The sequence below is a fragment of the Mucilaginibacter sp. P4_D1 genome, from assembly GCF_056401935.1.
On sequence record NZ_JBFUIJ010000023.1, the window covers coordinates 1 to 25605 of the forward strand.

21 protein-coding genes are annotated in these 25605 nt (G+C 45.2%); 9 read left to right on the plus strand and 12 right to left on the minus strand.

The features are described from left to right. Both AC1DV1_RS18735 and AC1DV1_RS18740 read left to right on the plus strand, forming a co-directional pair. Positions 1-329: hypothetical protein (locus tag AC1DV1_RS18735; RefSeq protein ID WP_477361982.1), on the plus strand; the 329-nt coding region annotated here is incomplete at its 5' end. A 40-nt stretch (positions 330-369) separates the two neighbouring features. Next, the gene (locus AC1DV1_RS18740; protein ID WP_477361984.1) at positions 370-1956 is read left to right on the plus strand and encodes an ABC-F family ATP-binding cassette domain-containing protein; all 1587 of its coding nucleotides are present in this window, start codon (positions 370-372) and stop codon (positions 1954-1956) included. Here the strand turns inward: AC1DV1_RS18740 and AC1DV1_RS18745 are convergent. Continuing rightward, positions 1940-2311, minus strand: coding sequence for a winged helix-turn-helix transcriptional regulator (locus AC1DV1_RS18745; protein WP_477361986.1), 372 nt, complete (start codon positions 2309-2311; stop codon positions 1940-1942). The two genes, AC1DV1_RS18740 and AC1DV1_RS18745, sit on opposite strands and share 17 nt — an antisense overlap. Positions 2312-2371: 60 nt before the next feature. Here AC1DV1_RS18745 and AC1DV1_RS18750 point away from each other — a divergent pair, with 60 nt between their 5' ends. Further along, a complete protein-coding gene (locus AC1DV1_RS18750; protein ID WP_477361988.1) occupies positions 2372-3115 on the plus strand; it encodes an SDR family oxidoreductase in 744 nt (247 codons plus the stop codon). A gap of 106 nt (positions 3116-3221) precedes the next feature. Here the strand turns inward: AC1DV1_RS18750 and AC1DV1_RS18755 are convergent, their stop codons facing one another. After that, a complete protein-coding gene (locus AC1DV1_RS18755) occupies positions 3222-3605 on the minus strand; it encodes a hypothetical protein (protein ID WP_477361990.1) in 384 nt (127 codons plus the stop codon). Positions 3606-3668: 63 nt separating this feature from the next. On the opposite strand from AC1DV1_RS18755, the gene AC1DV1_RS18760 reads away from it, so the two are divergent. Further along, on the plus strand, positions 3669-4052 hold the full coding sequence (locus AC1DV1_RS18760) for a DUF1801 domain-containing protein (RefSeq protein WP_477361992.1): 384 nt from the start codon (positions 3669-3671) through the stop codon (positions 4050-4052). A 112-nt stretch (positions 4053-4164) separates the two neighbouring features. Here the strand turns inward: AC1DV1_RS18760 and AC1DV1_RS18765 are convergent, their stop codons facing one another. From AC1DV1_RS18765 to AC1DV1_RS18795, 7 genes are all read right to left on the minus strand, one after another. Further along, positions 4165-6189 carry an alginate lyase family protein gene (locus tag AC1DV1_RS18765; protein ID WP_477361994.1) on the minus strand — a complete coding sequence of 675 codons (2025 nt, stop codon included), beginning with the start codon at positions 6187-6189 and terminating at the stop codon, positions 4165-4167. A 98-nt stretch (positions 6190-6287) separates the two neighbouring features. Next, the gene (locus AC1DV1_RS18770) at positions 6288-7904 is read right to left on the minus strand and encodes a hypothetical protein (RefSeq protein WP_477361996.1); all 1617 of its coding nucleotides are present in this window, start codon (positions 7902-7904) and stop codon (positions 6288-6290) included. A 49-nt stretch (positions 7905-7953) separates the two neighbouring features. Then, a complete protein-coding gene (locus AC1DV1_RS18775) occupies positions 7954-9597 on the minus strand; it encodes a glycoside hydrolase family 43 protein (protein WP_477361998.1) in 1644 nt (547 codons plus the stop codon). 400 nt (positions 9598-9997) lie between these two features. Continuing rightward, positions 9998-10927 carry an alpha/beta fold hydrolase gene (locus tag AC1DV1_RS18780; protein WP_477362000.1) on the minus strand — a complete coding sequence of 310 codons (930 nt, stop codon included), beginning with the start codon at positions 10925-10927 and terminating at the stop codon, positions 9998-10000. A 31-nt stretch (positions 10928-10958) separates the two neighbouring features. Then, on the minus strand, positions 10959-11963 hold the full coding sequence (locus AC1DV1_RS18785; protein ID WP_477362002.1) for an MBL fold metallo-hydrolase: 1005 nt from the start codon (positions 11961-11963) through the stop codon (positions 10959-10961). Between the two features lie 42 nt (positions 11964-12005). Next, positions 12006-13793, minus strand: a complete 1788-nt coding sequence (locus tag AC1DV1_RS18790; RefSeq protein WP_477362004.1) for an amidohydrolase — start codon at positions 13791-13793, stop codon at positions 12006-12008. Positions 13794-13805: 12 nt separating this feature from the next. Further along, entirely contained in the window at positions 13806-14588 is a 783-nt protein-coding gene (locus tag AC1DV1_RS18795) for an alpha/beta hydrolase (RefSeq protein ID WP_477362006.1), read from the minus strand. A gap of 342 nt (positions 14589-14930) precedes the next feature. On the opposite strand from AC1DV1_RS18795, the gene AC1DV1_RS18800 reads away from it, so the two are divergent. The 3 genes from AC1DV1_RS18800 (at position 14931) to AC1DV1_RS18810 (ending at position 20477) form a co-directional block, all read left to right on the plus strand. Continuing rightward, positions 14931-16148 carry a sensor histidine kinase gene (locus AC1DV1_RS18800; protein ID WP_477362008.1) on the plus strand — a complete coding sequence of 406 codons (1218 nt, stop codon included), beginning with the start codon at positions 14931-14933 and terminating at the stop codon, positions 16146-16148. 122 nt (positions 16149-16270) lie between these two features. After that, positions 16271-18514: a tetratricopeptide repeat-containing sensor histidine kinase gene (locus AC1DV1_RS18805; protein ID WP_477362010.1), complete on the plus strand. Its 2244-nt coding sequence runs from the start codon at positions 16271-16273 to the stop codon at positions 18512-18514. A gap of 10 nt (positions 18515-18524) precedes the next feature. Then, complete coding sequence (locus AC1DV1_RS18810) at positions 18525-20477, plus strand: sigma 54-interacting transcriptional regulator (RefSeq protein WP_477362012.1); 1953 nt, start codon at positions 18525-18527, stop codon at positions 20475-20477. Here the strand turns inward: AC1DV1_RS18810 and AC1DV1_RS18815 are convergent. Both AC1DV1_RS18815 and AC1DV1_RS18820 read right to left on the minus strand, forming a co-directional pair. Then, positions 20474-20842: a hypothetical protein gene (locus tag AC1DV1_RS18815; RefSeq protein ID WP_477362014.1), complete on the minus strand. Its 369-nt coding sequence runs from the start codon at positions 20840-20842 to the stop codon at positions 20474-20476. The genes AC1DV1_RS18810 and AC1DV1_RS18815 overlap by 4 nt on opposite strands. 5 nt (positions 20843-20847) lie before the next feature. Beyond that, positions 20848-21141, minus strand: a complete 294-nt coding sequence (locus AC1DV1_RS18820; protein WP_477362016.1) for a hypothetical protein — start codon at positions 21139-21141, stop codon at positions 20848-20850. 417 nt (positions 21142-21558) lie between these two features. On the opposite strand from AC1DV1_RS18820, the gene AC1DV1_RS18825 reads away from it, so the two are divergent. Beyond that, positions 21559-22929 (plus strand): alginate export family protein, encoded by a 1371-nt coding sequence (locus tag AC1DV1_RS18825; protein WP_477362018.1) that lies wholly within the window; start codon positions 21559-21561, stop codon positions 22927-22929. Positions 22930-22949: 20 nt separating this feature from the next. Continuing rightward, a complete protein-coding gene (locus AC1DV1_RS18830) occupies positions 22950-23633 on the plus strand; it encodes a YoaK family protein (protein WP_477362020.1) in 684 nt (227 codons plus the stop codon). Here the strand turns inward: AC1DV1_RS18830 and AC1DV1_RS18835 are convergent. Next, positions 23630-25576, minus strand: coding sequence for a sigma 54-interacting transcriptional regulator (locus tag AC1DV1_RS18835; RefSeq protein ID WP_477362022.1), 1947 nt, complete (start codon positions 25574-25576; stop codon positions 23630-23632). The genes AC1DV1_RS18830 and AC1DV1_RS18835 overlap by 4 nt on opposite strands. Positions 25577-25605 lie beyond the last annotated feature (29 nt).

Consider the following 25605-nt stretch of genomic DNA (forward strand, 5'->3'; position numbering starts at 1 on the left):
TTCTTATTATTGCCCGTGCGTGGATCGGGTATCCATCTGAAATGATCGTGAAGGGATGTGGGCATATTCTTTTTTACAAAGAAAAAAACTTGAAAGCCTTTTTGACAACCGCAACCCTTAAACTTATCACCTCTTTATCAACATTTTGTTGGCAACACCTCCCGTTTTTAACGTTTCTTATGCGTCAGCCCTGGGCGTTGGACGAACTATTTTGCCATATTTTCAGAAAACTCTATATTTGCACATCCGTTCACGAATATTACTCCAATGAGAATCACAAAGTAAAACCGATGGTCATGTGCCATCATACAATCCGCAGCCCGCGGTAGTTTTTGGTCACCGATTTTTCAATGCTTTTACTTTGCTATCATGAGTATCCTCATCCGTTCACTCGCATATATCCATCCCGACAGGGAAACCCTTTTCGAAAATATAAACCTTGCCATAGCTAAGGGCGAAAAAGCCGCGCTTGTAGGTTTTAACGGCGCCGGGAAATCAACGCTATTACAATTGCTTGCCGGACAATTGCTTGCCACGGGCGGAATGCTTTCACTTTCCGAACCTTTTTGGTATGTTCCGCAGCAAATGGGTAATACCGGGCAAACCATTGCCGAAGCTTTACAGGTTGGCAAAAAGCTCACCGCCTTTCGGGCCATCCTGAACGGCGATGCCCACCAGAATCATTTCATTGATTTGCAGGACGATTGGGAAATTGAAGAAAACGTACTGGCAAGCCTGGCGCACTGGCAACTGCACTATCTTGACCCGCAGCACCGCATGAGCACACTTAGCGGCGGGGAAAAGGCCAAAGTGATGTTGGCAGGTATTACATTGCATCAGCCGGGCATTATTTTGTTGGACGAGCCCAGCAATCATCTTGATACACAAAGCAGGGAGCAACTTTACCATCTAATACAAACCAGTAAGGCCACTATCCTTGCAATAAGCCATGACCGCACCTTGCTAAATTTATTGCCCGAGATTATTGAATTAAGTGCCGTTGGCCTGGAGCGCTTTGGCGGTAACTATGATTTTTATGAAAGCCAAAAACGGCAGGACATTGATGCCCTGCAGGCCCGCGTTCATGAACAAACTAAAATCCTTAAACAGGCCAAAGCAAAAGCCCGGGAACTAACAGAACAACGGCAGCAACAGGAAACCCGCGGCAAAGCACAGGGCAATAGCGGCTCGTTGCCCCGAATCCTGGCCGGTCGGCGCAAAGCCCAGGCGCAACAAAGCAGTGCCCGGATAAGCAGTGTTCAGGATGAAAAGATAAGCCAGGTTGCTGCAAAGCTCAGCGAACAAAGATCCAGCCTGCAAACATATCAGCCTCCTTCTATCATGCTCAAAAGCTCTGGCCTGCACACCGGCAAAATACTGATTGATGCCCGGGAAATCAGTTTCGGGTACGGCGAAATCCCCTTGTGGCGGCCCTTAACATTCCAGGTCCGCTCGGGCGACCGCGTGCAGGTTACCGGGGCCAATGGTTCCGGAAAAACCACCCTGCTCAAAATGTTAATGGGGCAATTACAACCAACCGCAGGACAAATTAGCTGCGCCGCTTTTAGCTACTCATATCTTGACCAGGAGTATACCCTGATTGATGAAAAATTAAATGTTTTTGAACAGGCGCAACAATGCAATAGCCGCTTGTTACCTGAGCACGAACTGCGGTCGTTGTTAGTTTACGCCCGGTTTCCTGCCGAAAGCTGGAACCTGAAATGTGCAGCCTTAAGCGGCGGCGAGAAACTGAAACTGGCGCTTTGTTGCCTGTCACTCCGCCATACTGCCCCCGATATACTCATCCTGGATGAACCCACCAATAACCTCGACCTGCAAAGCCTGGAAATGTTGACCAGAACGGTAAAAGATTTTGGTGGGACGCTGATCCTGATATCGCACGATGCCAGGTTTGCCGAAGAAACAGGCTACAACTGTATTATTCGGCTGACCTGATCTTCTCGCGGTGTTGTTTACCCCACTTGATCATCTCGAGGATAATGTCGCCAAAGCTCCGGCAATAGTCCGTCACGGTATATTCCACCAGTACGGGGGTATTTGGCGTTACCGTACGTTTAAGCAACTGGTTAGCCTCCATTTCTTTAAGTTCGCGGGATAACATCCGCGTTGTAATACCTGGTATACTCCGCTCAATATCGCGGAAACGCTTATTGCCGTTGCAAAGCGAATTAATGATGGGCAGCTTCCATTTGCCGCCAATTACATAAATTGTGTCCTGTAAAGCCCTTACTTCCTCTTGTTGGTTACGCGGTGTGGATAAAACTTCAGCCGCTTTTTCTGCTACTCCCATACTGGTATACTCTGTGATACTGGTAACAAAGTTATACCATTTTCGACATAAATTTGTATCATGAAAACTTTAAAAGAAAAAATAGCCGTTATAACCGGCGGTAACAGCGGTATAGGCTATGCCACCGCTAAGGAAATGAAAGCGCAGGGTGCCACAGTAATCATATCAGGACGAAGGCAGGAAGCCGTAAATCAGGCTGCAAACGAACTCGGCGTAACGGGTTTTATCGCTGATCAATCAAGTATAATACAGACTGAAGACCTGGCAAAAAAGATCGAAACACAATTTGGCAAAATCGATATCCTGTTCATCAACGCCGGCATTGCAGGTACCGCGTCCATCGAAAAAGCCACCGAAACACTTTTTGACAGCATTATCAATATTAATTTCAAAGGCGCGTATTTTACGCTCAGCAAATTTATACCGTTGTTAAACGATGGTGCATCGGTGGTGTTCCTTTCCTCCAATACGGCCAGCATGAATGGGGTGCATTCATCTATTTATTCTTCGGGCAAAGCCGCGCTCAATTCGGTCATGCGCATTGCCGCACTTGAACTGGCTCCCCGCGGCATCCGCGTAAACTCCGTTAGCCCGGGCCCTACTCAAACCGAGATACTCAACAAAATTGGACTGGATGAAACCATGCGGAAAAACCTGGATAACTGGATGATTGAACGCATTCCATTAAAGAAAATGGGCCAGCCCGAGGATGTGGCCAAAATGGTCGCCTATTTCTCGGGCGACGCAGCAAAGTTCATCACCGGGGCCGAGGTTGTTATGGATGGTGGCATGAGCCTGGCATGAGGCAACTATAATAACTGGCGGCCGGCTAAATTTAAAGCATCCGACAGTTTACCTTTATAACCAACAAACATAGCCCCAACAACGGGGCGCAACAAAAAAACGGTGCTTAAAAGCCTTTAAATAAAGCCACGCTCTTAGGCGTCACTTTGCCTATCCTTTTGTCTTTGCGCGATACCAATTCACAAAGCTGTATGGCGGCACTTTCAAAATCATCGTGGCTGTTACTGAGCAGCAACCAGGCTGTGTCAAATGACTCGCCCTCATCAAAAGAAAAATTGGTGATCGCCGGAATTTCCGCCTTCAAACTGGCGTGATCATCCCGTTTTGTGCATACCCAGATGCCGTTATGCTGCGGATTTTTTTCGGTCTCCCGGAAGATCAGTACGATCTTTCCGTCGAAATAGAGATAAAACATCCCCACAGCAGGCTTAACAATCACACCAGCGGGCAGATAATCCAGCAGGAAGTCAAAAGGCATCGTTTTCTTCATTGGGCAGTATTTTGTCCATTAAATATAATCAATTGGTTTTGCTTATCTTAGTGTATGAGCATTATGAAATTTATCAGCGATGCACCCGCAGAAAGGCAGGCCTTTTTGACCACACTGCATGAGGCAATCATAGCTAACGACCCAACAATTACCCCTGTCATCAAGCTGATGATGGGCAAAGAAATGATTTTATACGAGGAACGCGGCGTTATGAAATACGGGCTGGCCAGTGCAAAGGCTTACATGTCGTTACACTGCCTGCCCATGTACATGAACCCCGCGCTGTACCAGCAATTTGAAAAGCTGCTGCCGGATGCTAAATTCCAGAAGGGTTGCATCAATTTTAAAGATGAATCCGAAATGCCTGCCGCAGCCCTGGCCACACTGATCGCTGCATGTTCGGGTATAAGTATAGCAGATATGCTGGAAAAACGGAAAAGAAAATAGCCGGCCAATGAACTGTACTCGTCCCAAATTTGGGGGCTTGTTCGGGGCAGTTGCTTACGTTTTATCTGCCGCACCCATAAATGATTATAAACATGATCAATTAAAAGTGGGATTATTTCTCCAAAGAGACCTGATCAAAGCTAATGGTAGTAGGCGTTGCCATTGAGCCGGAAGAAACAGCCAGGCCTGCTAATAACGATTTTTTTATTTGGCCAGTTACTGAACCTATTTTTATCCAGTTTTTTCCATCAACTGAAGAGTAACCTGAGAATACATCGCCCTTTCGCTGTAAACGGAGCCAATAATATCCCGTGAGGCGACTGAAAGTAACTACAGGCTCCGCAAGCGATTGGCTTGATGTAACCGTTTTTGTTCCATTTCTTGCTAACTCCCGGAAAAGGAGACTGGTGTGCCAGCTTGGCGCCTCCGCCTGACCCGATGGCTCAGGTTTTACCACTAAAGCTATCTGCGGCGCATTAACCGTTAATCCTTCGCGGATAACCAGGCCAAAATTGGTAAACTGTGAACTAACCTGGGGAACGTACCGGCATGTGATGGCCCCATCGCCGTTTAAGGCCGTATAAATAAATTTAAACTGATTATTTAAGCTGTCAATACCCATTCCGCCTGCTGTTATGGTAAATTGCCGTCCATCAAAAACCGCGGCGCTTTTTTGTTCTCTGTTATCTCCAACATCTGCCTGTTCCCAATTTGCACGGAAACCCGTTGTAATGCTAACCGGATAAGCATCTGCGCCCCCGCCCCATTTATTAGCCGCAGAAACTATATAGTAATAGGTTTTCCCTTTTAATACTTTATTATCCTGGTATAACGGATTAGTGATATGGCTGGCTATAACAAAATAAGGTCCATTTCTGTTCCCTGCTCTTTTAACAGTATAATAATCCGCACCTACAGAAGCTACCCAGCTTACAGTATTGCCGTTTAACGAGGTTTTAGCTAACAGACCCGCCGGCGCTGCCGGAATGGTATTGACATCATATTTCCCGTTTACCGATGCCGTTCTGGAATAAAGCAGCGTTCCAAAACCCACATGGTCGGCACCTGGTAGCCCCTGCTGTTCCGGCCTCATCTTTTCGGCCGCCTGCCGGGTATAGGGCGCTGCTAAACCCATCCGGTTTACGTAATGATTATAGATCTGTTCGTACACCGCCCGCAGCTTCCCCCTGCCTTCTGATGATAGCTGCTGATGCAAGTATTTACCTGTTCTGTCCATTGCGGGTACGTAAGGCACATCCTGCCCAAGGTTATATCTGGCGGTATATTCAAATCCCTTTAGTAAACGGTTATCTGCATAAGCATATAAATTTAATCCCTGGTGCCACGCCATTTCCGCACAATCGCCTAAATGGGCTATGCCCAGTTGTGTATGACTTTGATCCCGGCCGCTTTCCTGGCATTGACCCGCGTCGTTAATAATATAATTAACCAGGCTTCCATCGCCTGGGCCGTCAATATAATAGTGTAAAACCCGTTCAAATATGGGGCGGTCATTGCAAAAAACACCTATTGCCATCATTGTTTTCATGGCTGCGGCATCCCAATTACCGTTGGCAAACGGAGCAAAATCTTTGATAGCCGGGTATATCACTTCATGAAAATGATTCTCTGTTTTTTCGATATCCGCTGCAGACCAACCCGAATGGGTATAGCGGAGTATCTCGGCAGCATTCACCATTTTAAATGGGCCAAGCCCGGCCATTAATACAGCATCGCGCCCGGTAATTGATTTTAATGTTGATGACCAGGAATTAACAATTGCTATAGCTTTATCGGCATAAGGTTGTTGACCGGTAAGCGCCCACATCAATGCATTTTGATAAGCAGCATTAGCATCTGCATCATAAACACCCTGCCCAATAGTCGGATTCCGGCCTACCATTTCCATAGGCCCCTGCATACGATAGGTATTTTGTGATTGCGGATAAGCCTGAAGAACCAGGAACCCGCTGTATATCGGTTCCTGCTTTTCTTTTATTGCTGTTTTCATCCGCTCTATATCCTGCGTGTTCTGCAATAATCCGGGATGTGTAAACGACTGCGCTTTTGCAAAATTAGCCAGGCACAATAATAAAAAGCAGCACAGGAGTAAACATATTCCTTTTATATAATTCATGATTTATTTATGGTATTGTAATTTATAAGATGTTCATTTTACATGACTGTAATAGCTAAAAACTTTTTGCCTTGTGCTTCGCGATATACCAATAAGGTTCATCGCCTGGTTACATAAAAAGTTTGTTCAACCGGTTCCGCAGATTGATACAAAGGTTCTGTTACGCTCCCCCATTGATAAGCTACTACTTTAATCTTTACGGGGTACTTACTTTTAATAGGGATAGGTGTAAATTTAATGGCGCTATTTTCCACATATGCCGGTCCCGAAATAATATAATAATCCACAGGTAATACCGAATCTGACATGGCATGTAAAGCAAGTTCTTTGGTACCATATTTAACATCTTGTATTTTTTGAAATGTTATTTTCTGGGGTTTACCAGTTGTTAATTTAGCGGGGATGGTCATCTTGCCAGGTTGTACCGCATGCCGATATTCGTCATCGCCTGCATTTTCTTCCTGTATCCAAAGATCACCTCCCATACCCGACCGGTCAAATTGTAATCTGAATGAAGAGGGGCCTGTTTGTATTACCGGACCAGTGATTACCCTAAAGCTAATGGGGCCTGCCGCATGCCCCAATTTTTGGCCACCACCAATAAGCTCCGGGGGCATTTTTGATAAAAAACCACCTTTTAGCTGGAATGAAACACCGCCTTGTTCTGGTTCAAACTTCAAGGCCGCAAAACCCAATTTAGCAACCGGCAATAACTGACCATCCTGTATAAAAGTAAGCATTTGCCTTTTGCGCCTTACACGGTCGCCTTCAAACCTCATGGCCGCTGTCGCCGTTTCCTGATCAAAAAACCAATATACATTAGCGCTATTACCCTCAAATGATTTATAAGGGGCAGGTAAAAACTCATCCTTTTCCATCCCGCCTGTACCTGTTAACCATCCGGATGATCTTTCAATCGGTTTTAAGGCCGACTGTCTTTGTTCGGGCAAACGGTACAGGCATGCTTTACGGATATACAATGCGATAAATCTTGCCAGGTGTGCTGACCAATCGAAATGCCCTCCGCCGGGATCTACAATTACACTAATCAGGTTACTGGCATCACGGGCACGCAAAGCTAATGCGGTTTGTTTTACCACCGGCCAGTAAAAGTCACGGTCACCAGGTTGGGTGGCTGGGTCGGGCACACGGTATTGCGGCCACTCGGTAGTTTCGCCCACGATGTAACAAAGCGGAATGTTTTTAAAATTCAGGGAATCAGGTAATGGAATAGTTTTTACGGGGATGCATGCTATAGTTCGTTCGGGCAAGGCATTTGCAAAGGTCCAGGCAAAATGCCCGTTAGCCGAGTGGCCCATGGGGATAACCGGGGCCGTTTTTAATTCCTGATAACCCGATTCCAGTGCCAGATCACCCATCATTTGCTGAAATACTTTTTCCATTCCGGGTTTCATATCAGCAGTTAAAGATTGATCTCCCCTTTGTGCAGGCCCAATCCAAATGATACCCAAACCTATCTCAGCAGCCGTGCGCCGGACGAACGGATCCTCCAGCCAGTTACGTTCCAGCAAATTAGCCAGGGATACAATTACACCTTTAACATGTTTACAATTTGGTGGTATCCATAAATAAGCTTTCCAGGTGCTAACCTTTACACTATACTGATATACGTGATCTTCGGGTTTATCCTGAGCTTTACAATTACTAACCAGAACCAGAACAGTCAGCAACAAAACAATGATCTTACGAGCCATAGAGTTTAATACTTTAAAATATTGATTTATAAACTCATTACTGATTGTATTATGGTGTCACCCTGAACCAATCAAAATCGGCATAACCTCCCATGCGTACATCAGGCTTGCTGATACAGAATAAGCCCATCTTGGCTCCTATCCATTTATCGGGTTGCGCATAAAACGGCTGTCCAATATCCTTAAAATTGATCCCATCCTCACTATAACTAAAACTACACCGGGCATCGGGCGAACTCACATGCACCCGTAAGTAAACTGCAGATTGGTTGATCCTTTCCTCAGCCAAAACCTCCTCCAAATTGCCATTTAATGCTCCCCTACAGATAACCCGGTTTACTTTAAATCCTTTTTCATCTTTAGAGACAGACAGGTACGAATAGTCATTTCCCATAATGAGCAAGCCTGCCTTCTTACCTTGCCATATCCCCCATTCCACTTTATAGTCTACTTTGGTGGTTGCAGTAAAATCAGGAGCCGGGAACTTTTGTAGCAGCAGGTTGGGAACAGGCCAAAGGTTAACCGCGTCCTGGTCTGTTGGATAAGCAAACAACCGTAAATAACCCGAGCCGGGAATCAGTGCGCTCCATTGAATTTTTGGGTTGGCATGCCATTGCCATTGTAAACCGGGCTTATCAGCGTTAAACTCGTCATTTCCAGCAGGTGTTGCTATCGGATAACGTTTACCCACATCGGGCTTTTTGAATACCGGTACCGGTTCTCCTTTTCCATCACCATCATCATCTTTTCCAATCACTGGCCAGTTGTTTACCCATTTAACAGGCTCCAGATGCAAAACTCTGCCATAAGGCCCTTTATCCTGAAAGTGAATAAACCAGGGCTCACCGGTTTGTGTCTCAACCAGCGCACCCTGGTGTGGGCCATTTACCGTGGTTCCACCCTGGTTCATCACTACCTTAGCTTCATAGGGACCATATATATTTTTCGATCGCAAGGCAAGCTGCCAGCCGGTAGCTACGCCGCCGGCCGGCGCCATTATGTAATAATACCCGTTGCGCTTATAAAATTTAGGACCCTCTATAGTATGGTTATCACCGTGGCCATCATAAACATGCTTACCGTCATCGGTAACGCCCGTCCCTGCCGCATTTAACTGAAAAACGGTCAGCAAACTATTAACCCCTGCACGGCTGCCCGCCCAGGCCACTGCGAGATAGCCTTTGCCATCATCATCCCAAAAAGGACAAGGGTCAATAACGCCCTTGCCCGGCAAAATCAACAAAGGTTTACTCCAGGCGCCCGCCGGATTTTTGGCTTTAATCATATAAATACCATAGTCCGGGTCGGGATAATAAATGTAAAACTCGCCCTTATGAAAACGGATACTGGGCGCCCAAACGCCTTTGCCATGCTGGGGTTTATCATAAACAATTTCAGGGATTTGTTTTTTTAGTGCGTAATTGATCAGCCTCCAGTTAACCATGTCTTTGGAACGCAAAATGGGCAAACCGGGCATACAATTAAAACTGGATGCTACCAGGTAATAATCGTTCCTAACACGTATTACATCGGGATCTGAATAATCTGCATAAAGAACGGGGTTCTTATACGTACCGTTTCCCTGATCTGATACCCATGTTTTTGAAAAGGGATCTATTTGTGCTATCGCATTATGGGTAACCGATATAACGCTCAATAGGGCAACAAAAAAAACCACTATCTTATTGTTCATAGCTTTATAACAAATTAGCCAAATATAGTTCAAAAGTAGGGCAAAGGAAAGATTCGCAAGGGAGGGGAATAGATCAAATAAGGGGGAGAAGAAACGAGCTTGGCTTAGAAACTGAGCAATTTTTTTTGATAATGCACCAAATCCTAAACCCGTAGGCTGATGGAGCTTATATCTTTTTCTTCAAGACGAATATCCACAGCCGCCTATGCCTGATAACATCGATTGATTCAAAGTATATTCTATATACCTTCTGATAATAAAGTGGACAAGCGCTTTGTAAGTGAATGACAAAATGCCTTCAGTAAATGCATGTTGCGTTTATTATAACAAATCGTATTCGTATAAAACAGTAAAAGCATCCTTCCACATAGAAAGATGCTTTTACTGTTTATAATGGTAATTACTTTAAAAAGAAATCCAATAAATCTTTTTGAACCTGCGGGGTATTTTCCTGCACTACCCAATGGCCTGAATCTTTAATTACCGACTCGTGTACATTTTCAGCTACCAATTTGGTATGCGTTGCCAGGAAGGGCGCCGCGAAATGGTCAGAGCCCATGGCCAGCACCGGCATAGTCAGCTTTGTTTTAGCAAACTCAATGTTATCCTTAGCATCCTGGTTAAAATAGCCAAACCAGTGGAAAGCACCTGTAGTTGCTCCGGGAACCGAATAAGCCCTGATAAACTCTGCTTTCTCGGCTTTTGTAAAGGCATCCTTTTGAAAACCCACAACCGGCCAAAAATCTGTAAAGAATAAACCAACTTTGCCCGAAACCAATTCGCCGGCGTGTGGCTGTGCAAAAAAGCCAAACCACCAGGCCTGCGCTTTTACCTGGCTCCATACCGGTTCAATGCCTGGCAATAAAGCATCCATTAAGGCCAGCTTTTTAACATCGGCAGGAAATTGCGCTGCATAAGCATAAGCTACCATCAAACCTATATCATGCCCGGCCAGGTTGATATGTTGGTAACCTAATTTTTTCATCAGTTCGTGCATATCAACTGCCATGTTCTTTTTGTCGTACCCGCCGGCTGTTTTGCCTGATTCGCCAACGCCGCGCATATCTGGTGCTATAACGGTGAAGTGTTTGGATAGCTCGGGCAGTAACCTGTTCCACATGTACCAGTTTTGACCAAAGCCGTGCACCAATAATAAAGGTTCACCCTTGCCGCCTATTACATAGTGTATTTTAACGCCGTTAACCGTAGCATACTGGTGTTTAAAATTAGACGGCGGGTTGGCCGGTGTAATGGCCGCTGATACGCTGCAGGCTACCGCTGTAAATACCAGAACCAGCACCAAGTGCTTAATTGTTGTTATTGCTTTCATGATTTCTATCGTTTTTAGTTGTTATGTATATTTATTTTTTTTTGTTATCGCGGATGTCTTTATAAGCATTGGGCAGGTTAAAATTGTAGTGGAGCCAATTAAACAGCACGTAGCCTTTATCGTATTCCTCCATTTTTACAGCATCTTTGGTTTGTTCAAGGGTAAGGCCTTTATCAACAGCGGCTTCTACCTCTTTCTTCAATTCTTCCACATAATCAATAGTGTATTTGACGCCGGCTTTATTGGTAATGCGGCCATGCCCCGGTATTACAATGGCATCGTCGGGTAAAAAATCATACACCTTTTTCAGGTTGGCTGCAGGCTCTAAAAAGAAGCCGTCAAACAGCCAGGGAATTGCGGGGCTTTCGGCAATGAATGGGTTACCCGCCCAAAATACCTTCTGATTAGGCATCCACACAAACAAATCGGCGGGCGATTGGGCGGTGCCTACATTTAGCAGTTCGACTATTTTACCCTTGCCCATATCCACCTTAAGGTTGCTGTTTTTAGGTATCACAATATCAGCCGGGCGAAACACGGTGTTTTCAATACCCCTATCTGCACCAAATAAGGTCACCATAAATTGCTTTATGCCATTGTAGTTTTTTGCCAGGTTTTCTTTCGCATATTCGTTTTGGATGATAAGAGTTGATGCCGGCAGCAGGTAGTTGCCAAAACAATGATCGCCATGATCGCTGGTATTAACCGCTAAAATAACAGGCTTATCGGTTACAGACCGGATCAGCTTCATTTCCTGGTCATACAAACGTTTGGTAAGCATTACTTCTATCAGCAATACTCCTTTTTCGCCCACAATAAAACCGCCCGTAGTGGCTTGGGGTATGCCTTTTGTGGTTTCTGTTTCGGCTGTGGTTGGGATAATGGCATAGATGTCGTCGTTAATTTTATGCAGCCCAAGGGTTACTTTATTGGCATCCCAAATAGGTATTGTTGGCGGCATTTGAGCGAATGCACCACCATGCAGGCAGGTTAGCGTTAGGCAAATGGCCAATAATTTTAAGATAAGTGTTTTCATTTTATTGTTTTTTTTAAGGATGTATGCAGGATTATTGATGTTTTATTTTTGATAACCGCCAAAGTATTTTACCGGCGACCAGGCGGGGATTACTTCTGGAATGGCTGGGTTTTGAGCCGCGTATTTACCGGCTGCATAAACAACTTTTCCGTTCACCACGGTCATTAAGGCGGTGATGTTTTTAACTTTTTCTGCGGATGCAGCAAAATAATCGTCGGATAGGATAACCATATCAGCATACATGCCTTTAACCAGTTTGCCCTTCACATTTTGCTCGCCCGAGCACCAGGCGCTGCCCGATGTATATAATTGTAGCGCGGTGAATTTATCCAGCACCTGGTCTTGTGGCCAAAACTGCATACCGCCGATGGTTTTACCGGTTAGCAGCCAATGTAGGGCCATCCAGGGGTTATAGGTAGATATCCGCGGCGCATCGGTGCCCATACCTACCGGGATGCCCATTGCCAACATCTTTTTTATGGGAGGCAATTGTGTTTTGGGCTGCCCGTACATTTTGGTATAAAGTTCGCCCTGGAAATACATCCGGAATTGAACTGCCACCCCGCCACCAAGGGCTTTTACACGGGCCAATTCAGGGTCGGTAATAGTTTCGGCATGGTCAAAAAACCAGCGGAGGCCGTTAAAAGGGGTATCTTTATTTACCTTTTCAAACACGTTAAGCATCCGGTCTATCGATTCGCCATAAGTAGCATGCAGACGGAAGGGCCAGCGATTTTTAACCAGCAGGCGTATAACAGGCTCCAGGTCGGTTTCCATATCCGGCGATAGTACAATACGCGGCTCCAGGAAATTCTCAAAATCGGCTCCCGTAGCTATCAGGTTTTCGCCGGCGCCTTCCATTGCGTAACCATTTGCCATCAGGATATGGTCATTTTTATTAGGGTGAGTCTGGGCTATCCATTTTTCATAATCGGCAAACTCTTTTCCCTTTTGCTGGGCAAATAAGTAATACGAGGTACGTACCGTTAACTTCCCGGCTTTGGCCAGCGCGAGCGAAGCCTGGTAGTCGGCATCATAATTTTGGGAGCCGCCTGCAGCGTCAACCACGCTGGTGATACCAAAACTGTTTATCTCGCGATAAAAGTGTTCCGAACTATTGATCCTTTCTTCAGGTGTTAAAGTACCTGTTAGGGCAAGCGTGCGGTATATGGCCATAGGCGTTTCTTTGGCATACAAAAGGCCGGTAGGTTTACCATCTTTGTCCAACTCTACCACGCTACCGGGGTAGCTGGTATTTTTATCATAACCAAGCACCTCTATACCTTTTTTATTCAGGAAAGCCTTACCGTACAGGTAGGTTATAAATACGGGCTTATCGGGCACGGCGGCGTTAATCTCATCAATAGTAGGTTGTCGTTTTTCGGCGAACTGAAATTCATTCCAGCCACCTACTACTTTTACCCATGCTCCCGGCGGGGTCCTGGCGGCTTGTTCTTTTAACATTTCCATGGCCCGTTTCAGGGTTTTTACACCATCCCAGCGTAATTCCATGTTAAAGTTAAGTCCTTCCCTAATGGCATGCATATGGCTATCGTTTAAGCCGGGAATAACCGTTTTGCCGCCCGCATTAACCAATTGGGTGTTGGCACCTTTGTAGGATTTAAAAATGGCTTGCGTGCTCCCTGTGGCCATAATAAGGCCGTTTTGCATGGCAATAGCCTGCTTAAATTCGCCGGGGGCGGCCATGGTGGCAACCTTGCCGTTGTAGATGATCAGATCGGCTTTTTGCTGTTGAGCTGATGCCGCGCTAACGGTTACTATCAGCAGCAGCGGAAACAGCCTTGTTAAAATTGAATTTAAATTTTTCATAGGTATGTAGGGTTAGATGTTTTGTAGCCATTTTAAAATAAAATCGGCATGCTGCTGCCAGCCCGGTTGGCCAAGTACAAAGTGATTACGGCCAGGAAATTCTTTGTAAGCCGTAACCGATGCGCTATCACTGTATTTTTTGTAATTGCTGTAGTTAAGCGATGCAGGGATAAAGTGGTCCGAACTACCGGATAGAAATAACAAAGGGGCATGCGGACGGGCAAAATCAACCTTAGCTGCGCTTGTGGTAGCATCACGCACCACCAGTTTCGATTCTGGCACCAGTAGTTTGTAGTAAGCTTCTTTTTGCTCTTCGTAGGGCATGCCGTTAGTAAAAGCATACTGCCATTCCGGAAACGACATGAGGTAGGTTTTAGCGGCATCGGTAAAGAAACCCAATGCCCCCCAGCCCGCTTTGTAAAAGGAAAGCTTAAAGGTAAAGACGCCCTGCGGCTGTAATGAATGGATGGCAATGCCCGCCACAGCCAGGTCTTTTTGCAACAATAACTGGGTTATCAGGCCGCCCATAGAGTGGCCTATCAGTATCGGTTTTTCTGGAAGGGATTGAACGATGCCTGCGTAGTAATCGGTTAACCCGGCCAAACGCAGACCAGCTACTTCGGCATCCGGATGCCTTTGACGCAAGGTACAGGCAGGTGCATCCTTATGTGGCCAGGCCGGTGCTAAGGTATTGTATCCCTGTTGCTCAAAATAGGTTTTCCACTCGTTCCAGCAATCGCTGCTTACAAACGCGCCGGTAATAAAAACAATGGTTTTAGGATTTGTCGTTTTCATATTGTGTAGTGTTCATATTCTTTTATGTCGATATGAACCACAATTGACAACTGGCACGCCATCAATACAAACACCTAAAAATCAGTTAGTTAAAATTTTATCAAAATAAATAATTGCTTTATATCGTAATCCGGTGACGTTTAGCAACGACATAAGGTAAGCCGGACGGTATTTTTTAGCACAACGATATGTCGTTGCCACCATATTGGGCAACGATATGTAAAGGCTCTGCATCGCTACAAGAGGTTGTTTTTATAGCTAAATGAACGTAAAACGGCCTATTATCATTAAAACCCGCCCCATAACATGCCTTGGCGTGCTTTATGTAATGGCGTTCCCTGCATGAGGACAACTTTAGCTACACTCCTATTCTTTATTTTGCACACAGCAACTTACGGGCAAACCAGTAACACGGCAGCCGATTCTATCCGCCTGGATATATTACTAAAAACCAGTCGTGCCGATTCCATTCGTAAGGATTATCTTTCTGCGTTAAAGCATTTAAACCAATATCTAAGCCTCAAAGATTCGGTGCTTGAAGTTACCAAACAGCGCCAGGTAGCCCAGCTTCAGCAACAATATCAAACGAAAAAAAAAGACCACGAGATAAAGCTGAAGGAAAACAACATCAGCCTGCTCACCAGCCAAAACCGGTTGATGACCAACAACCTGCGGCAGGCTAAATCTATCCGTAATATTATCATCGCAGTAGCTATGGTAGCGGCGCTGTTACTCACGCTCACCTATTTTCAATACCGGGTAAAAATGCGGACAAACCTGCGGCTGCAACTTCAGCAAAAAGCCATTAGCCAAAAAAATGAACTGCTGCAACAAACCGCGGGGCAAAAAGATACTTTGCTTGATGAAAAGGAACTACTGATAAAAGAAATTCATCACCGGGTGAAAAACAACCTGCAGGTGGTGATCAGCCTGCTAAACACCCAATCTGCTTATTTGAATGATCCACAGGCGTCGGCCGCCATCCGCCAAAGCCAGCACCGCATGCAATCCATATCACTCATCCATCAAAAACTGTATCAATCTGAAAGCCGCGCACTCATCAACATACAGGATTACACCCGCGAACTGGTGCAATATCTACAACAAAATTTCGAGACCGGTAGCCGCATCATTTTTAAACAACATATAGCCGATATTGAACTGGATGTGCTGCGGGCCGTACCTGTTGGACTGATATTGAACGAGGCGATAACCAACGCTATAAAATACGCCTTCCCTGCCGATAAGCATGGCTGTATAACCATTGAATTGAGTGGCGATGATAACGGCGACCTAAAACTTACAGTAACGGACGATGGAATAGGCCTGCCGCCCGAATTTGACATCGACCTGTGCAAATCATTAGGCATTAATTTAATAAAGGGTATGTGTAAGCAAATAAGCGGGCAACTGGCCATCCAGGGCAAAAAAGGACTCATGATAGCTATCGGATTCCCGATGGAACCTGTTTTCAGTGCCGGTGCGCCAAATGACGAAATATCGCCATTTGACACGTCAACACAAATCACAAATCGCGATCAAATCAACACAAATAACTAATAATCAGTATTATAAAATACAGGTACGTCAATTGCAGTTTAAAACCCGCGTAAGAAAAGAATATGATTTGTTGCAGAAGAATGTATGTGTATGTTAGGGTTTTAGCATTAGCCTTTTTTTTTATGACCTGCGGTTTTGGTGTTATCGCACAACCGCAAAACTTAACATCGTTAAAAAGCAGCCTGCAAAAAAGCAAGGCAGATACCGGCAGGGTAACCGTTTTGCTGCAAATTTGTGCTTACTATAATGGTATAGCCAAGCCCCTGCCGGCAGACCTTAATAGCGCCCTTGCTCATGGCGGCGCTGCCGAAAAGTTAAGCACCTCTCTTAATTACCCCAAAGGCCTTGGGAATACCTATATGGCTTTTGCTAAAACCTACCAGTTAAAAAAAGATAGCGCGGCATGCAACGGCTATGTTCGTAAAGCTATCGCGATATTTTTAAAAAACAACCTGTATCGTGAAGCGGCCGAAGCATACTTAAAAATGGAGGAATATTACCAGGCCTTTGGCGGTACAGATTTAAATGTACGTATAGCTTATTATGAACAGGCACTACCCTTTTTCCAACAATCGCCTGCAAAGGACAGGCAGGAAGCTACACTAAAGGTTTTGGGCGATTTTTACCAGGTACAAGGGAATTTTTCAAAAGCACTACAGTATTTGCTACAGGCGCTTAAGCTTATCCGGTATACAAATACCATAGACAAAGAAAGTTTATATGATTTACTGGGCAGTGTTTACTCCATGACCGGAAACCTAAATAATGCCCTGACCTATGGCTTATTAGCGATTAAAATGACAGAGCAAGGCAAGGACACCACTATGCAGGCTTGCGCGGTGTATAACCGGGTAGGGATCACCTATTACCATATGTTACAATTTGAACGTGCTAAACTATATTTTGAACAATCGCTCGCAATTGCTGTAAAAAACCGCGATGTATCAACCCAGCTAAACCAATATGTGAACATTGCCCAGGTGCTCACTTCGCAATACCGATTCAACGATTGCATAACACTGTTGCAAAAAGTAATCAGCAAATATCCCGCCGATGAGATATCCCGTCATATTGGTATAGATCTTATCCTGTTAAGGTGCTTTACAAAACTGAAAATGTTTAAAGAAGCTTTGGCRTATAGCCTGCGGGTGGAGGCGGCCAGCAAAAATATGGGTCAATATGACGGCTATCAGCTCACGGTTCAAATTGTTTTAACCGCTTATTACACAACAACTATGCAAATAGTACCGGCACGTAAACATTTAAACATTTTTAAAAAATCAGCAACCAAACAGCACAATCCTATAGCGATGTCTGTGGCTTACGATCATGAGGCCCGGCTCGATTCGGTCGAAAATAATTTTGCCGCCGCATATAAAAACTATAGGATAGCCGGCAAAATAAAGGATTCGGTGTGGAACGAAAATCAAAGCCGGCAAACAGCCCAGCTCCAAATCCAGTTTGAAACCGAAAAAAAAGACCAGGAACTAACAGCCAGGGAGGCACGCATCAGGCTGTTGAATAACCAGGCCAGGCTGCAAAAAATAAATCTTGACCAGGAAAAAACCACGCAAAAACTCATCATTGGCGGGGCCGTGTTATTAGCAATATTATTGGCGATAAGTTACTCGGGGTATCGCTCAAAACAACGGGTGAACCAGCAGTTACAAACACAGCGGCTGGAGATAGAACAAAAGAACGCTTCATTGCAGCTTCTGATCAGCGAAAAAGATAACCTGTTGCAGGAAAAGGAGTGGCTGATGAAAGAGATCCATCACCGGGTGAAGAACAACCTGCAGATAGTAATCAGCCTGTTAAGCACCCAATCCAGCTACCTGCAAAACGATATCGCCTATAATGCTATCCGCGAAAGCCAGCACCGGATGCAATCCATCTCATTGATACACCAGAAACTTTACCAATCAGATAACCTGGCGCTGGTAGATGTACATGCCTACATCAGCGATTTGGTTGACTACCTGCGCGACAGCTTTGATACCGGTACACGCATTGAATTTGAAATGGATATTGCATCGGCCGAATTGGATGTAACCCGTGCGGTACCCCTTGGGCTGATACTGAACGAGGCCATTACCAATGCCATTAAATACGCCTTTCCTAATAACCGTAGCGGTAAAATCACCATCAGTTTAGCTGTGGAGAACCAAAATTGCTTTGCGCTTAAAATCCACGATGACGGTGTGGGCTTCCCGGTTACCGTAGACATATCCAAAAGTAAATCATTGGGCATGAGCTTAATGCGGGGGCTTAGCAAACAATTAGGTGGCAGCCTTAAGGTTGAGAACGGGCAGGGAATAACTATTGAAGTTGATTTTGTTAACGAAACACTTTTAAAAGTGGTTTAACCAATTTGTTATGAGTAAAAAAATACTGATTGTAGAAGACGAGTTTATTGTAGCCAATGACCTTTCCATTATACTGGAAAACGCCGGTTACGATGTTTGCGGTATTGCCGATTCTGTAGAAGAAGCAAGAGCGATGGTGGCCAAATATCAGCCACAGCTGGTTTTACTTGATATTCATTTAAAAGGGCGGCTAACCGGGATAGACCTTGCCCTTGAATTAAGCGAAGAAAACATTGCCTTTGTTTACCTATCGGCAAACTCCAACCAGAAAATATTGGAAGAGGCCAAAGCCACCAACCCTTACGGCTTTATGGTGAAGCCCTTTAGGGAAAAGGATGTACTGGTGAGCCTGGAAATAGCCCAATACCTGCATGAGCAAAATATGGCGGCACGTAAAAATAACGAGATGCTGCTACAGGGAACATTGATGGATATTATTGGCGATACCTTAGCCTGGGACCAAAAGCTTTTTAAAATAGCTAAACAGTTGCAGCCGCATATCCCCTTTGATTACCTGGCCATAGGCCTCAAAAACCTGGATAGCCTGCCTTACAACGGGCGCGCTTTTTTGCGCCTTGGCTTCAACGAATACCAGGTTATAGGCTTTGATGAGCTGCTTACCATGACTGGCCTAAAAAAACAGGAACTGTTACGTATGCAGGAGCCAACTGCAGACGACTATCAATCGGCCATTTATAACGAGGCCGATTTTATAGCTATCTGCCGTCAAAACACTGAAAAGAACATGGCCGCACGCGCCTTTAAAATGACCGCCAACTTATCCGTATTTATCCCTGTGGCCGGGCATACCGGGTATACTATTTCCTTTTACAGCCATAAAGCCGATGCTTACCATAGTCGGCACCTGGCTTTAACTAAAAGGCTTCAAAAAGTTCTGGCACTTGCCATTGAGGGCATTTTAAATACCGCGTCGCCATCTGCAGCAATAGCGAAAGAACAGCCTGTTAGCTTACCGGGCAAACAATCAAAGCAGTCCGAAAAGCCGGGTTTTGATGGTATTATTGGCAGCAGCCATTTGTTGCTTACCGCTTTAGACCACCTAACCCTGGTAGCACCGATGGAAACATCGGTGCTAATATTAGGCGAAAGTGGTACGGGTAAGGAGCGTTTTGCCAAATCTATTCATGGTTTGTCGGCCCGTAAAAACAAGCCGATGGTGGTGGTTAATTGCGCGGCGTTGCCCACCCACCTCATCGAATCGGAATTATTCGGACACGAAAAAGGCGCGTTTACAGGTGCCACCGATAGAAGGATAGGCAAATTTGAACAGGCAAACGGAGGCACCATTTTCCTGGACGAGATTGGCGAATTGCCTCTTGAATCTCAATCGAAACTATTGAGGGTTTTGCAGGAAAAGGAAGTTGAGCGCCTGGGTGGCCGCGAAACTTTAAAGGTTGATGTAAGGGTTATTGCCGCCACCAACTGCAACCTGGAAAAAGAAGTTGCCGCAGGAAAGTTTAGGTTAGACCTGTACTACAGGCTGAACATCTTCCCAATTCTTTTACCATCACTGCGCGAGCGGAAGGAAGACCTGCCCGAACTGGCCGCCTTTTTTGTAAAAAAATATGGCGAGCGTGCCGGTAAACCGGGGATGTCGTTATCAGCCCAGGCATTGAATGATCTTGCTGCCTACCATTGGCCTGGCAACGTGCGCGAACTGGAGCACCTGATAGAGCGAAGCGTATTGCTTAACCGCGGCATGGTGATTGAACGAATTTCCATTGCAAACAAAGTTGGCGTTACCGAAAATGTTGCCGAACCAGCCAGGGTAAAATCAATCGATGATAATGAACGGGACTATATTTTATCGGTACTCAAAAAATGCCATGGTCGCATCTCGGGGCCAGGTGGCGCTGCTGAATTGCTTGATGTGCCATCAACCACACTCAATTCAAAAATGAAGCGTTTAGGTATCACCCGCAAACATGTATCCGACCTTTAATCGGGCCATTGCATGGCTTTGGCCAGGATGCCCGCCAATTCATGTATAAAAACAGTGCAGAACGTTAACGTTTGGCCGCCGGCAGCGCCGGCCGGTAATGTCGCGTACAGGCATTGGAATTTAGCCAACACAGCATGCCTGTCTGTAGCCTGCATGCCCAGCCAAATGGCATAAGCCAGCTTAATTTGCGGCAAGTTTGTTGCTTGGTTAACATTAACGGATAACAACGAAAAATCTGACCGGATGCTATATGCCACCAGGTATTCGTTTATTATTTCCCCTGTAAATATGCCCACCAAACATGCCTCCAGGTGGCACCGTAACACTGCCGACTCTTGTTTTTTAAATGATGGATTGTTTTTCATCGTGTTTAATTTATGCTTTTACAGGTTAGCGGTAATATGCCGTTGGTGATAAGCAGTCCCCGGCAACCTACTTGGGTATCAATGGTATGGATGTATTGATAGGTGCGCGTAAGCAAATCGTAACCGCAATCGATCAGGCTTATTCTTAAGTCCTGTACTGCAAAACTTTCGCCGTTTTGGATGCACTGGATCTTTTCTTTATTGACGGCCAGGAAATCATCGGTATAACCTTTTTGGTGAAGACTGATAACCCATTTGGTGAGGGTTCGGTTTAGTTTCTTTAGGGGCTGTTGTTTCATAACGAGGTTGGTTTTAAGGTAATGATATATAAATGACTCTACCCCGTTTTCAAACTTCGTTCCAATTGATTAAATACTTGATAACAAGCTACTTAAAAACATAAAACTATTAATAACTAACGCTATTTCGCAAATTTATTGAGCGGCAACGACATTTGGTGATTAGGCTTCTTACACGCCATAACAAGTTGATAGTATCAAGGCATAAAAACTTCGATTTCTGTCGTCGGTGAGCCTTTCTCTTTTTAACATGATAACAACGTTATATCGTAAAATGGCCGACCAATTTTCGAAATACAGCTAAGCGCATAAGGCAATTCAAATATCAAATTAATGATAATCAAATAGTTACACCAAAGGCATTGCTATTGATTAGTATTTGTTAAAATATTTAACACGCCCTACAATACCACACCTATGAAGAAGCTTGCTACCCTACTTGTCTTGTTTACCTCCTGCGCATGTTTGGCGCAGGAGGCCCCGTTTAAATCGCTTAGGTACGATGAAAATTATACCCCGTTGGCAAAAGATACATCCGGCAATTGGTACCATCAACTTAAGTTTAACCCCGTAACTAAAGATAAAGCCACTTATTTTAGTTTTGGCGGCGAGGTGCGTTACCAGTATTTCCGTTTTAAAAACCAGAACTGGGGCGAAGCACCTGCTGACAACAATGGTTTTATCCTTACCCGTTACCTTGGGCACGTTGATTTTCATGCAGGCAAGCACTTTAGGGCATTTGTGCAATTGCAAAGCAGCATGGCCAATGGCGAAGTGGAAACACCATCGCCGGTTGATCAAAACCTGCTTGACCTGCACCAGGCTTTTGTTGATTATGCCAACATCTTAAAAGGCGGCCAAAGCCTTACATTAAGGTTGGGCAGGCAGGAATTATCCTACGGCTCGCAACGTTTGGTTGCCGTGCGCGAAGCGCCTAACAACAGGCAGGCTTTTGATGCGGCAAAGCTGATGTATGGCAGTAAAAACCTGAAGCTTGACGTTTTTTATTCGAATTATGTACAGGCACGGCCAGATATTTTTGACGATGCCTTTAACAGCAACACGCGGTTTTGGGGAACCTATGCGGCCATTACCAAAGTACCTGTAATCCAAAACTTTGACCTTTATTATTTTGGCATACTTAAAAAAACAGCGGTATTTGATGATGGTAAAGGCCGCGAAAGCAGGCATTCTGTGGGCGCCCGGATATGGGCGAACACCCCCACCTGGCAATATGATATGGAGGGGCTTTACCAGTTTGGCAAATTTGCCGGCAGCGACATTTACGCCTGGACATTATCATCTAACATATCATATACCTTTAACAAGGTAAAGTTTGAGCCGCAAATAGGCTTAAAAGCCGAAGCCATTAGCGGCGATAAAAACTACGGCGATGGCAGGCTGAATACATTTAACCCTTTGTTTCCCAAAGGTGCTTATTTTGGATTAGCCGCCCTGATAGGGCCATATAACTTGCTGGACGCTCACCCTTACATTTCCCTTGCGCTTACCAAAAAGCTAACCCTATCCGAAGATTACGATATGTTTTGGCGATTGAACCGCAACGATGGTTTGTATGCTGTAAACGGCAAGCTCATTTATTCGGGCAAAGCAGGTACATCCAAACAAATAGGCCACCAATTGGGCACCGAACTTGCCTATACACCCAATAAATACCTTTACTTTAGGGAAGAAGTTACCTGGTTTAGCGCCGGCGATTACTTAAAGCAAGCCGGACCGGGCAAAAATATCCTGATGTTTGGCAGCACTGTTACCTTAAAATTTTAAACAAAAGGCATTTAATTTCTATGGACACCGAAAAGCTAATAAGAAATACCACCCTGCTGCTGTGCTTTATAGCCGGCTTTTGCGATACGCTTACTTTTGTTGCCGCGGGCGAATTGTTTTCGGCACATGTTACCGGCAATTTTATAGTTTTTGCTTATGACATTATCAAACACGCTAATGCGTATGGCTGGCAAAAACTGCTTACCTTCCCGGTATTTGTATTGGCGGTTATGCTGGGCGGCTGGCTGGCAAAACGGTGGGCAAACATGTACTTGCTGTTAATTATGGAAGGTATTTTATTATTTGTGAGCGGCCTGCTTGCGATAGGACTTACAGGTGGGCAGGAAACCGGCTGGCAGGCGCAGCTGATAGCCCTTATTATTGTGGTGGCCATGGCATTCCAGAATACCTTTGGCAAACTGTACAACAAAGCCACTTACGGCTTAACTACAGTTATGACGGGCAATGTAACCCAGGCTTCGCTCGACTTTATTAAATATTTTACCAGCCCGGCAGATGCCGCTACGTGGATAAGTTTTAAAAAACAAGCCACGTTAATAACCGGCTTTTTGCTGGGATGCCTGGCCGGCGCGTTGATGGCTAAACATTTTGGTTTAATTGCGGTATTGTTGCCTGCCGCATTAATGCTGGTATGGCTGGCCGCAAATAAAATGTTTGGGAAAAATATTGCATTGGGCGCCTAAGCACCAAAATCCTTACGGATACCCAGCTTTTTCATTTTGGAGTTGAGCGTAGTGGGCGGAATATTTAACAGGCTGGCGGCACCGCCTTCGCCCCATATTTTGCCATTGCACTTTTTAAGTGCGGCCAAAATATGGGCACGCTCGCCCTCGCTCATGGTAGTCACGATGGTTTCGGGAAGTGGGGCTGCCAGCGGTTGCTCCAATTGGGTGGGCAACGCCATATTGCTGATCATGTCATCGCGGGTGAGCAATACGTTACGCTCTACCAGGTTCTCCAACTCGCGGATGTTGCCGGGCCAATGGTAATGCTTCATGTTCTCCAGTACCTGCGGAGAGATGCCTCTGACTATTTTACCTGTTTTGCGGGCGTAAATATTTAAAAAGTGGTTGGCAAGATCGGCAATATCCTCCTTACGTTCTCTGAGGGGCGGCATCACTATCGGGAATACGTTGATGCGGTAAAACAGATCGAGCCGGAAACGGCCCTCGGCAACCTCCTTATCCAGGTTGCGGTTAGTTGCCGCAATAATACGTACGTCTGTTTTGATGGTTACCCGCCCTCCTATCCGCTCTATTTCCCGCTCCTGCAGCACGCGCAATAGCTTCGATTGCGACTCGATGGGAAGCTCGCCTATCTCATCTAAAAAGATGGTACCGGTGTGGGCTTGTTCAAACCTGCCAATTTTTCTTTCATACGCCCCTGTAAAAGCGCCTTTCTCATGACCAAAAAGTTCCGAGTCGATGAGCGAAATTGGCAATGCCGCGCAATTAATGCGTACAAAGGGCTTGTCTTTACGTAATGATAGCGAATGGATACGCTCGGCTATCTTTTCCTTTCCGGTACCACTTTCCCCCAAGATAAGTACGGAAGAATCGGAGCGGGAAACCTGCACCACATGATCAAAAACGGTTAACAATAAATGACTATTGCCGATAATTCCCTTAAACGGATTAGGCTCACCAATATCGGTAAACGATTGCTTCACCGTGTAGTTTGGTAAACTATGGGCCAGCGGGCTATTTGCGGCGCGTAGCATTTTTTCCATAAAGCTGGTTAGCAAGTGCAGCAAGCGGTTGCAGTGCGCTAAATGGTCGGCCTGGTAAGCGTCGGGCCGGCGGCTGTAAAAATTAAAGCAGCATATTTTTCCATCGGCCAAAGTAACAGGTAATGACAAGTGCGACCGCAGGCTATAGGTATCGGCAAATAATTTTTTTAAGGATGGCTTACCCAGCAGCGCGTTCAACTCATTTTCATCATACCATGTAGCCATCTGGTCAACGGTATCATTGGCTTTTAGCCTGGCTAATTCATGTAGTTTACGGTTCGTAATCACCATCAGCTCAGGGCAGCCTATCAGTTGATATTCATCAAACCCGATTCTTGAAAAGCCTATTTCATAAAAGTTATCCTCTGCATCCTGCTTCATCCCAACAGATAAAAATTCAAACGGGATATATGGCTGTAGCGTTTTACCCATTTGCAACACCTTATGCTCCCAGCTTACTGTTGAGGCCAAAATCTCCGCGGCCTTTTTTTGCAGTACGGCGTTTTGCCGTAAACCGTCCTCCAACTGATTTTCATGACGGTAAACAGCAATATCCAAAGCTATCAATACATCCTTTTCCCGAAAGGGTTTTATCACGAAGCCATAGGGGTTAGTTACTTTAGCAGCCTCTAATACCTTTTGGTTTGAATTGGCAGAAATGTAGATAAAAGGGATATTCTTTTCGGCGAGGTGATGTGCAAGGTCTATCCCCGTTTGTTTTCCCTTTAGATAAATATCCAGGAGCACAAATTCGGGGTGATGTCCGTTAATCATTTCCAGCGCTTCGGCTGCACTATCGGCAATGCCGCAAACCGCATAACCGGCCGTTATAAGGATGTTGCTGAGTACATCGGCAATAATAAATTCGTCCTCAACAATAAGTATTCTTTTATTCATGCTGTGATATGAAACCGGTAGTTGTTGCT

What these genes read in the sequence shown, in the direction of transcription:
- AC1DV1_RS18795 (WP_477362006.1), bottom strand. Translation starts at nt 14,588, where the DNA reads ATGAAAACGACAAATCCTAAAACCATTGTTTTTATTACCGGCGCGTTT.
- AC1DV1_RS18750 (WP_477361988.1), top strand. Translation starts at nt 2,372, where the DNA reads ATGAAAACTTTAAAAGAAAAAATAGCCGTTATAACCGGCGGTAACAGC.
- AC1DV1_RS18815 (WP_477362014.1), bottom strand. Translation starts at nt 20,842, where the DNA reads ATGAAAAACAATCCATCATTTAAAAAACAAGAGTCGGCAGTGTTACGG.
- AC1DV1_RS18765 (WP_477361994.1), bottom strand. Translation starts at nt 6,189, where the DNA reads ATGAATTATATAAAAGGAATATGTTTACTCCTGTGCTGCTTTTTATTA.
- AC1DV1_RS18810 (WP_477362012.1), top strand. Translation starts at nt 18,525, where the DNA reads ATGAGTAAAAAAATACTGATTGTAGAAGACGAGTTTATTGTAGCCAAT.
- AC1DV1_RS18780 (WP_477362000.1), bottom strand. Translation starts at nt 10,927, where the DNA reads ATGAAAGCAATAACAACAATTAAGCACTTGGTGCTGGTTCTGGTATTT.
- AC1DV1_RS18800 (WP_477362008.1), top strand. Translation starts at nt 14,931, where the DNA reads ATGAGGACAACTTTAGCTACACTCCTATTCTTTATTTTGCACACAGCA.
- AC1DV1_RS18820 (WP_477362016.1), bottom strand. Translation starts at nt 21,141, where the DNA reads ATGAAACAACAGCCCCTAAAGAAACTAAACCGAACCCTCACCAAATGG.
- AC1DV1_RS18825 (WP_477362018.1), top strand. Translation starts at nt 21,559, where the DNA reads ATGAAGAAGCTTGCTACCCTACTTGTCTTGTTTACCTCCTGCGCATGT.
- AC1DV1_RS18785 (WP_477362002.1), bottom strand. Translation starts at nt 11,963, where the DNA reads ATGAAAACACTTATCTTAAAATTATTGGCCATTTGCCTAACGCTAACC.
- AC1DV1_RS18830 (WP_477362020.1), top strand. Translation starts at nt 22,950, where the DNA reads ATGGACACCGAAAAGCTAATAAGAAATACCACCCTGCTGCTGTGCTTT.
- AC1DV1_RS18745 (WP_477361986.1), bottom strand. Translation starts at nt 2,311, where the DNA reads ATGGGAGTAGCAGAAAAAGCGGCTGAAGTTTTATCCACACCGCGTAAC.
- AC1DV1_RS18775 (WP_477361998.1), bottom strand. Translation starts at nt 9,597, where the DNA reads ATGAACAATAAGATAGTGGTTTTTTTTGTTGCCCTATTGAGCGTTATA.
- AC1DV1_RS18790 (WP_477362004.1), bottom strand. Translation starts at nt 13,793, where the DNA reads ATGAAAAATTTAAATTCAATTTTAACAAGGCTGTTTCCGCTGCTGCTG.
- AC1DV1_RS18770 (WP_477361996.1), bottom strand. Translation starts at nt 7,904, where the DNA reads ATGGCTCGTAAGATCATTGTTTTGTTGCTGACTGTTCTGGTTCTGGTT.
- AC1DV1_RS18755 (WP_477361990.1), bottom strand. Translation starts at nt 3,605, where the DNA reads ATGAAGAAAACGATGCCTTTTGACTTCCTGCTGGATTATCTGCCCGCT.
- AC1DV1_RS18740 (WP_477361984.1), top strand. Translation starts at nt 370, where the DNA reads ATGAGTATCCTCATCCGTTCACTCGCATATATCCATCCCGACAGGGAA.
- AC1DV1_RS18835 (WP_477362022.1), bottom strand. Translation starts at nt 25,576, where the DNA reads ATGAATAAAAGAATACTTATTGTTGAGGACGAATTTATTATTGCCGAT.
- AC1DV1_RS18760 (WP_477361992.1), top strand. Translation starts at nt 3,669, where the DNA reads ATGAAATTTATCAGCGATGCACCCGCAGAAAGGCAGGCCTTTTTGACC.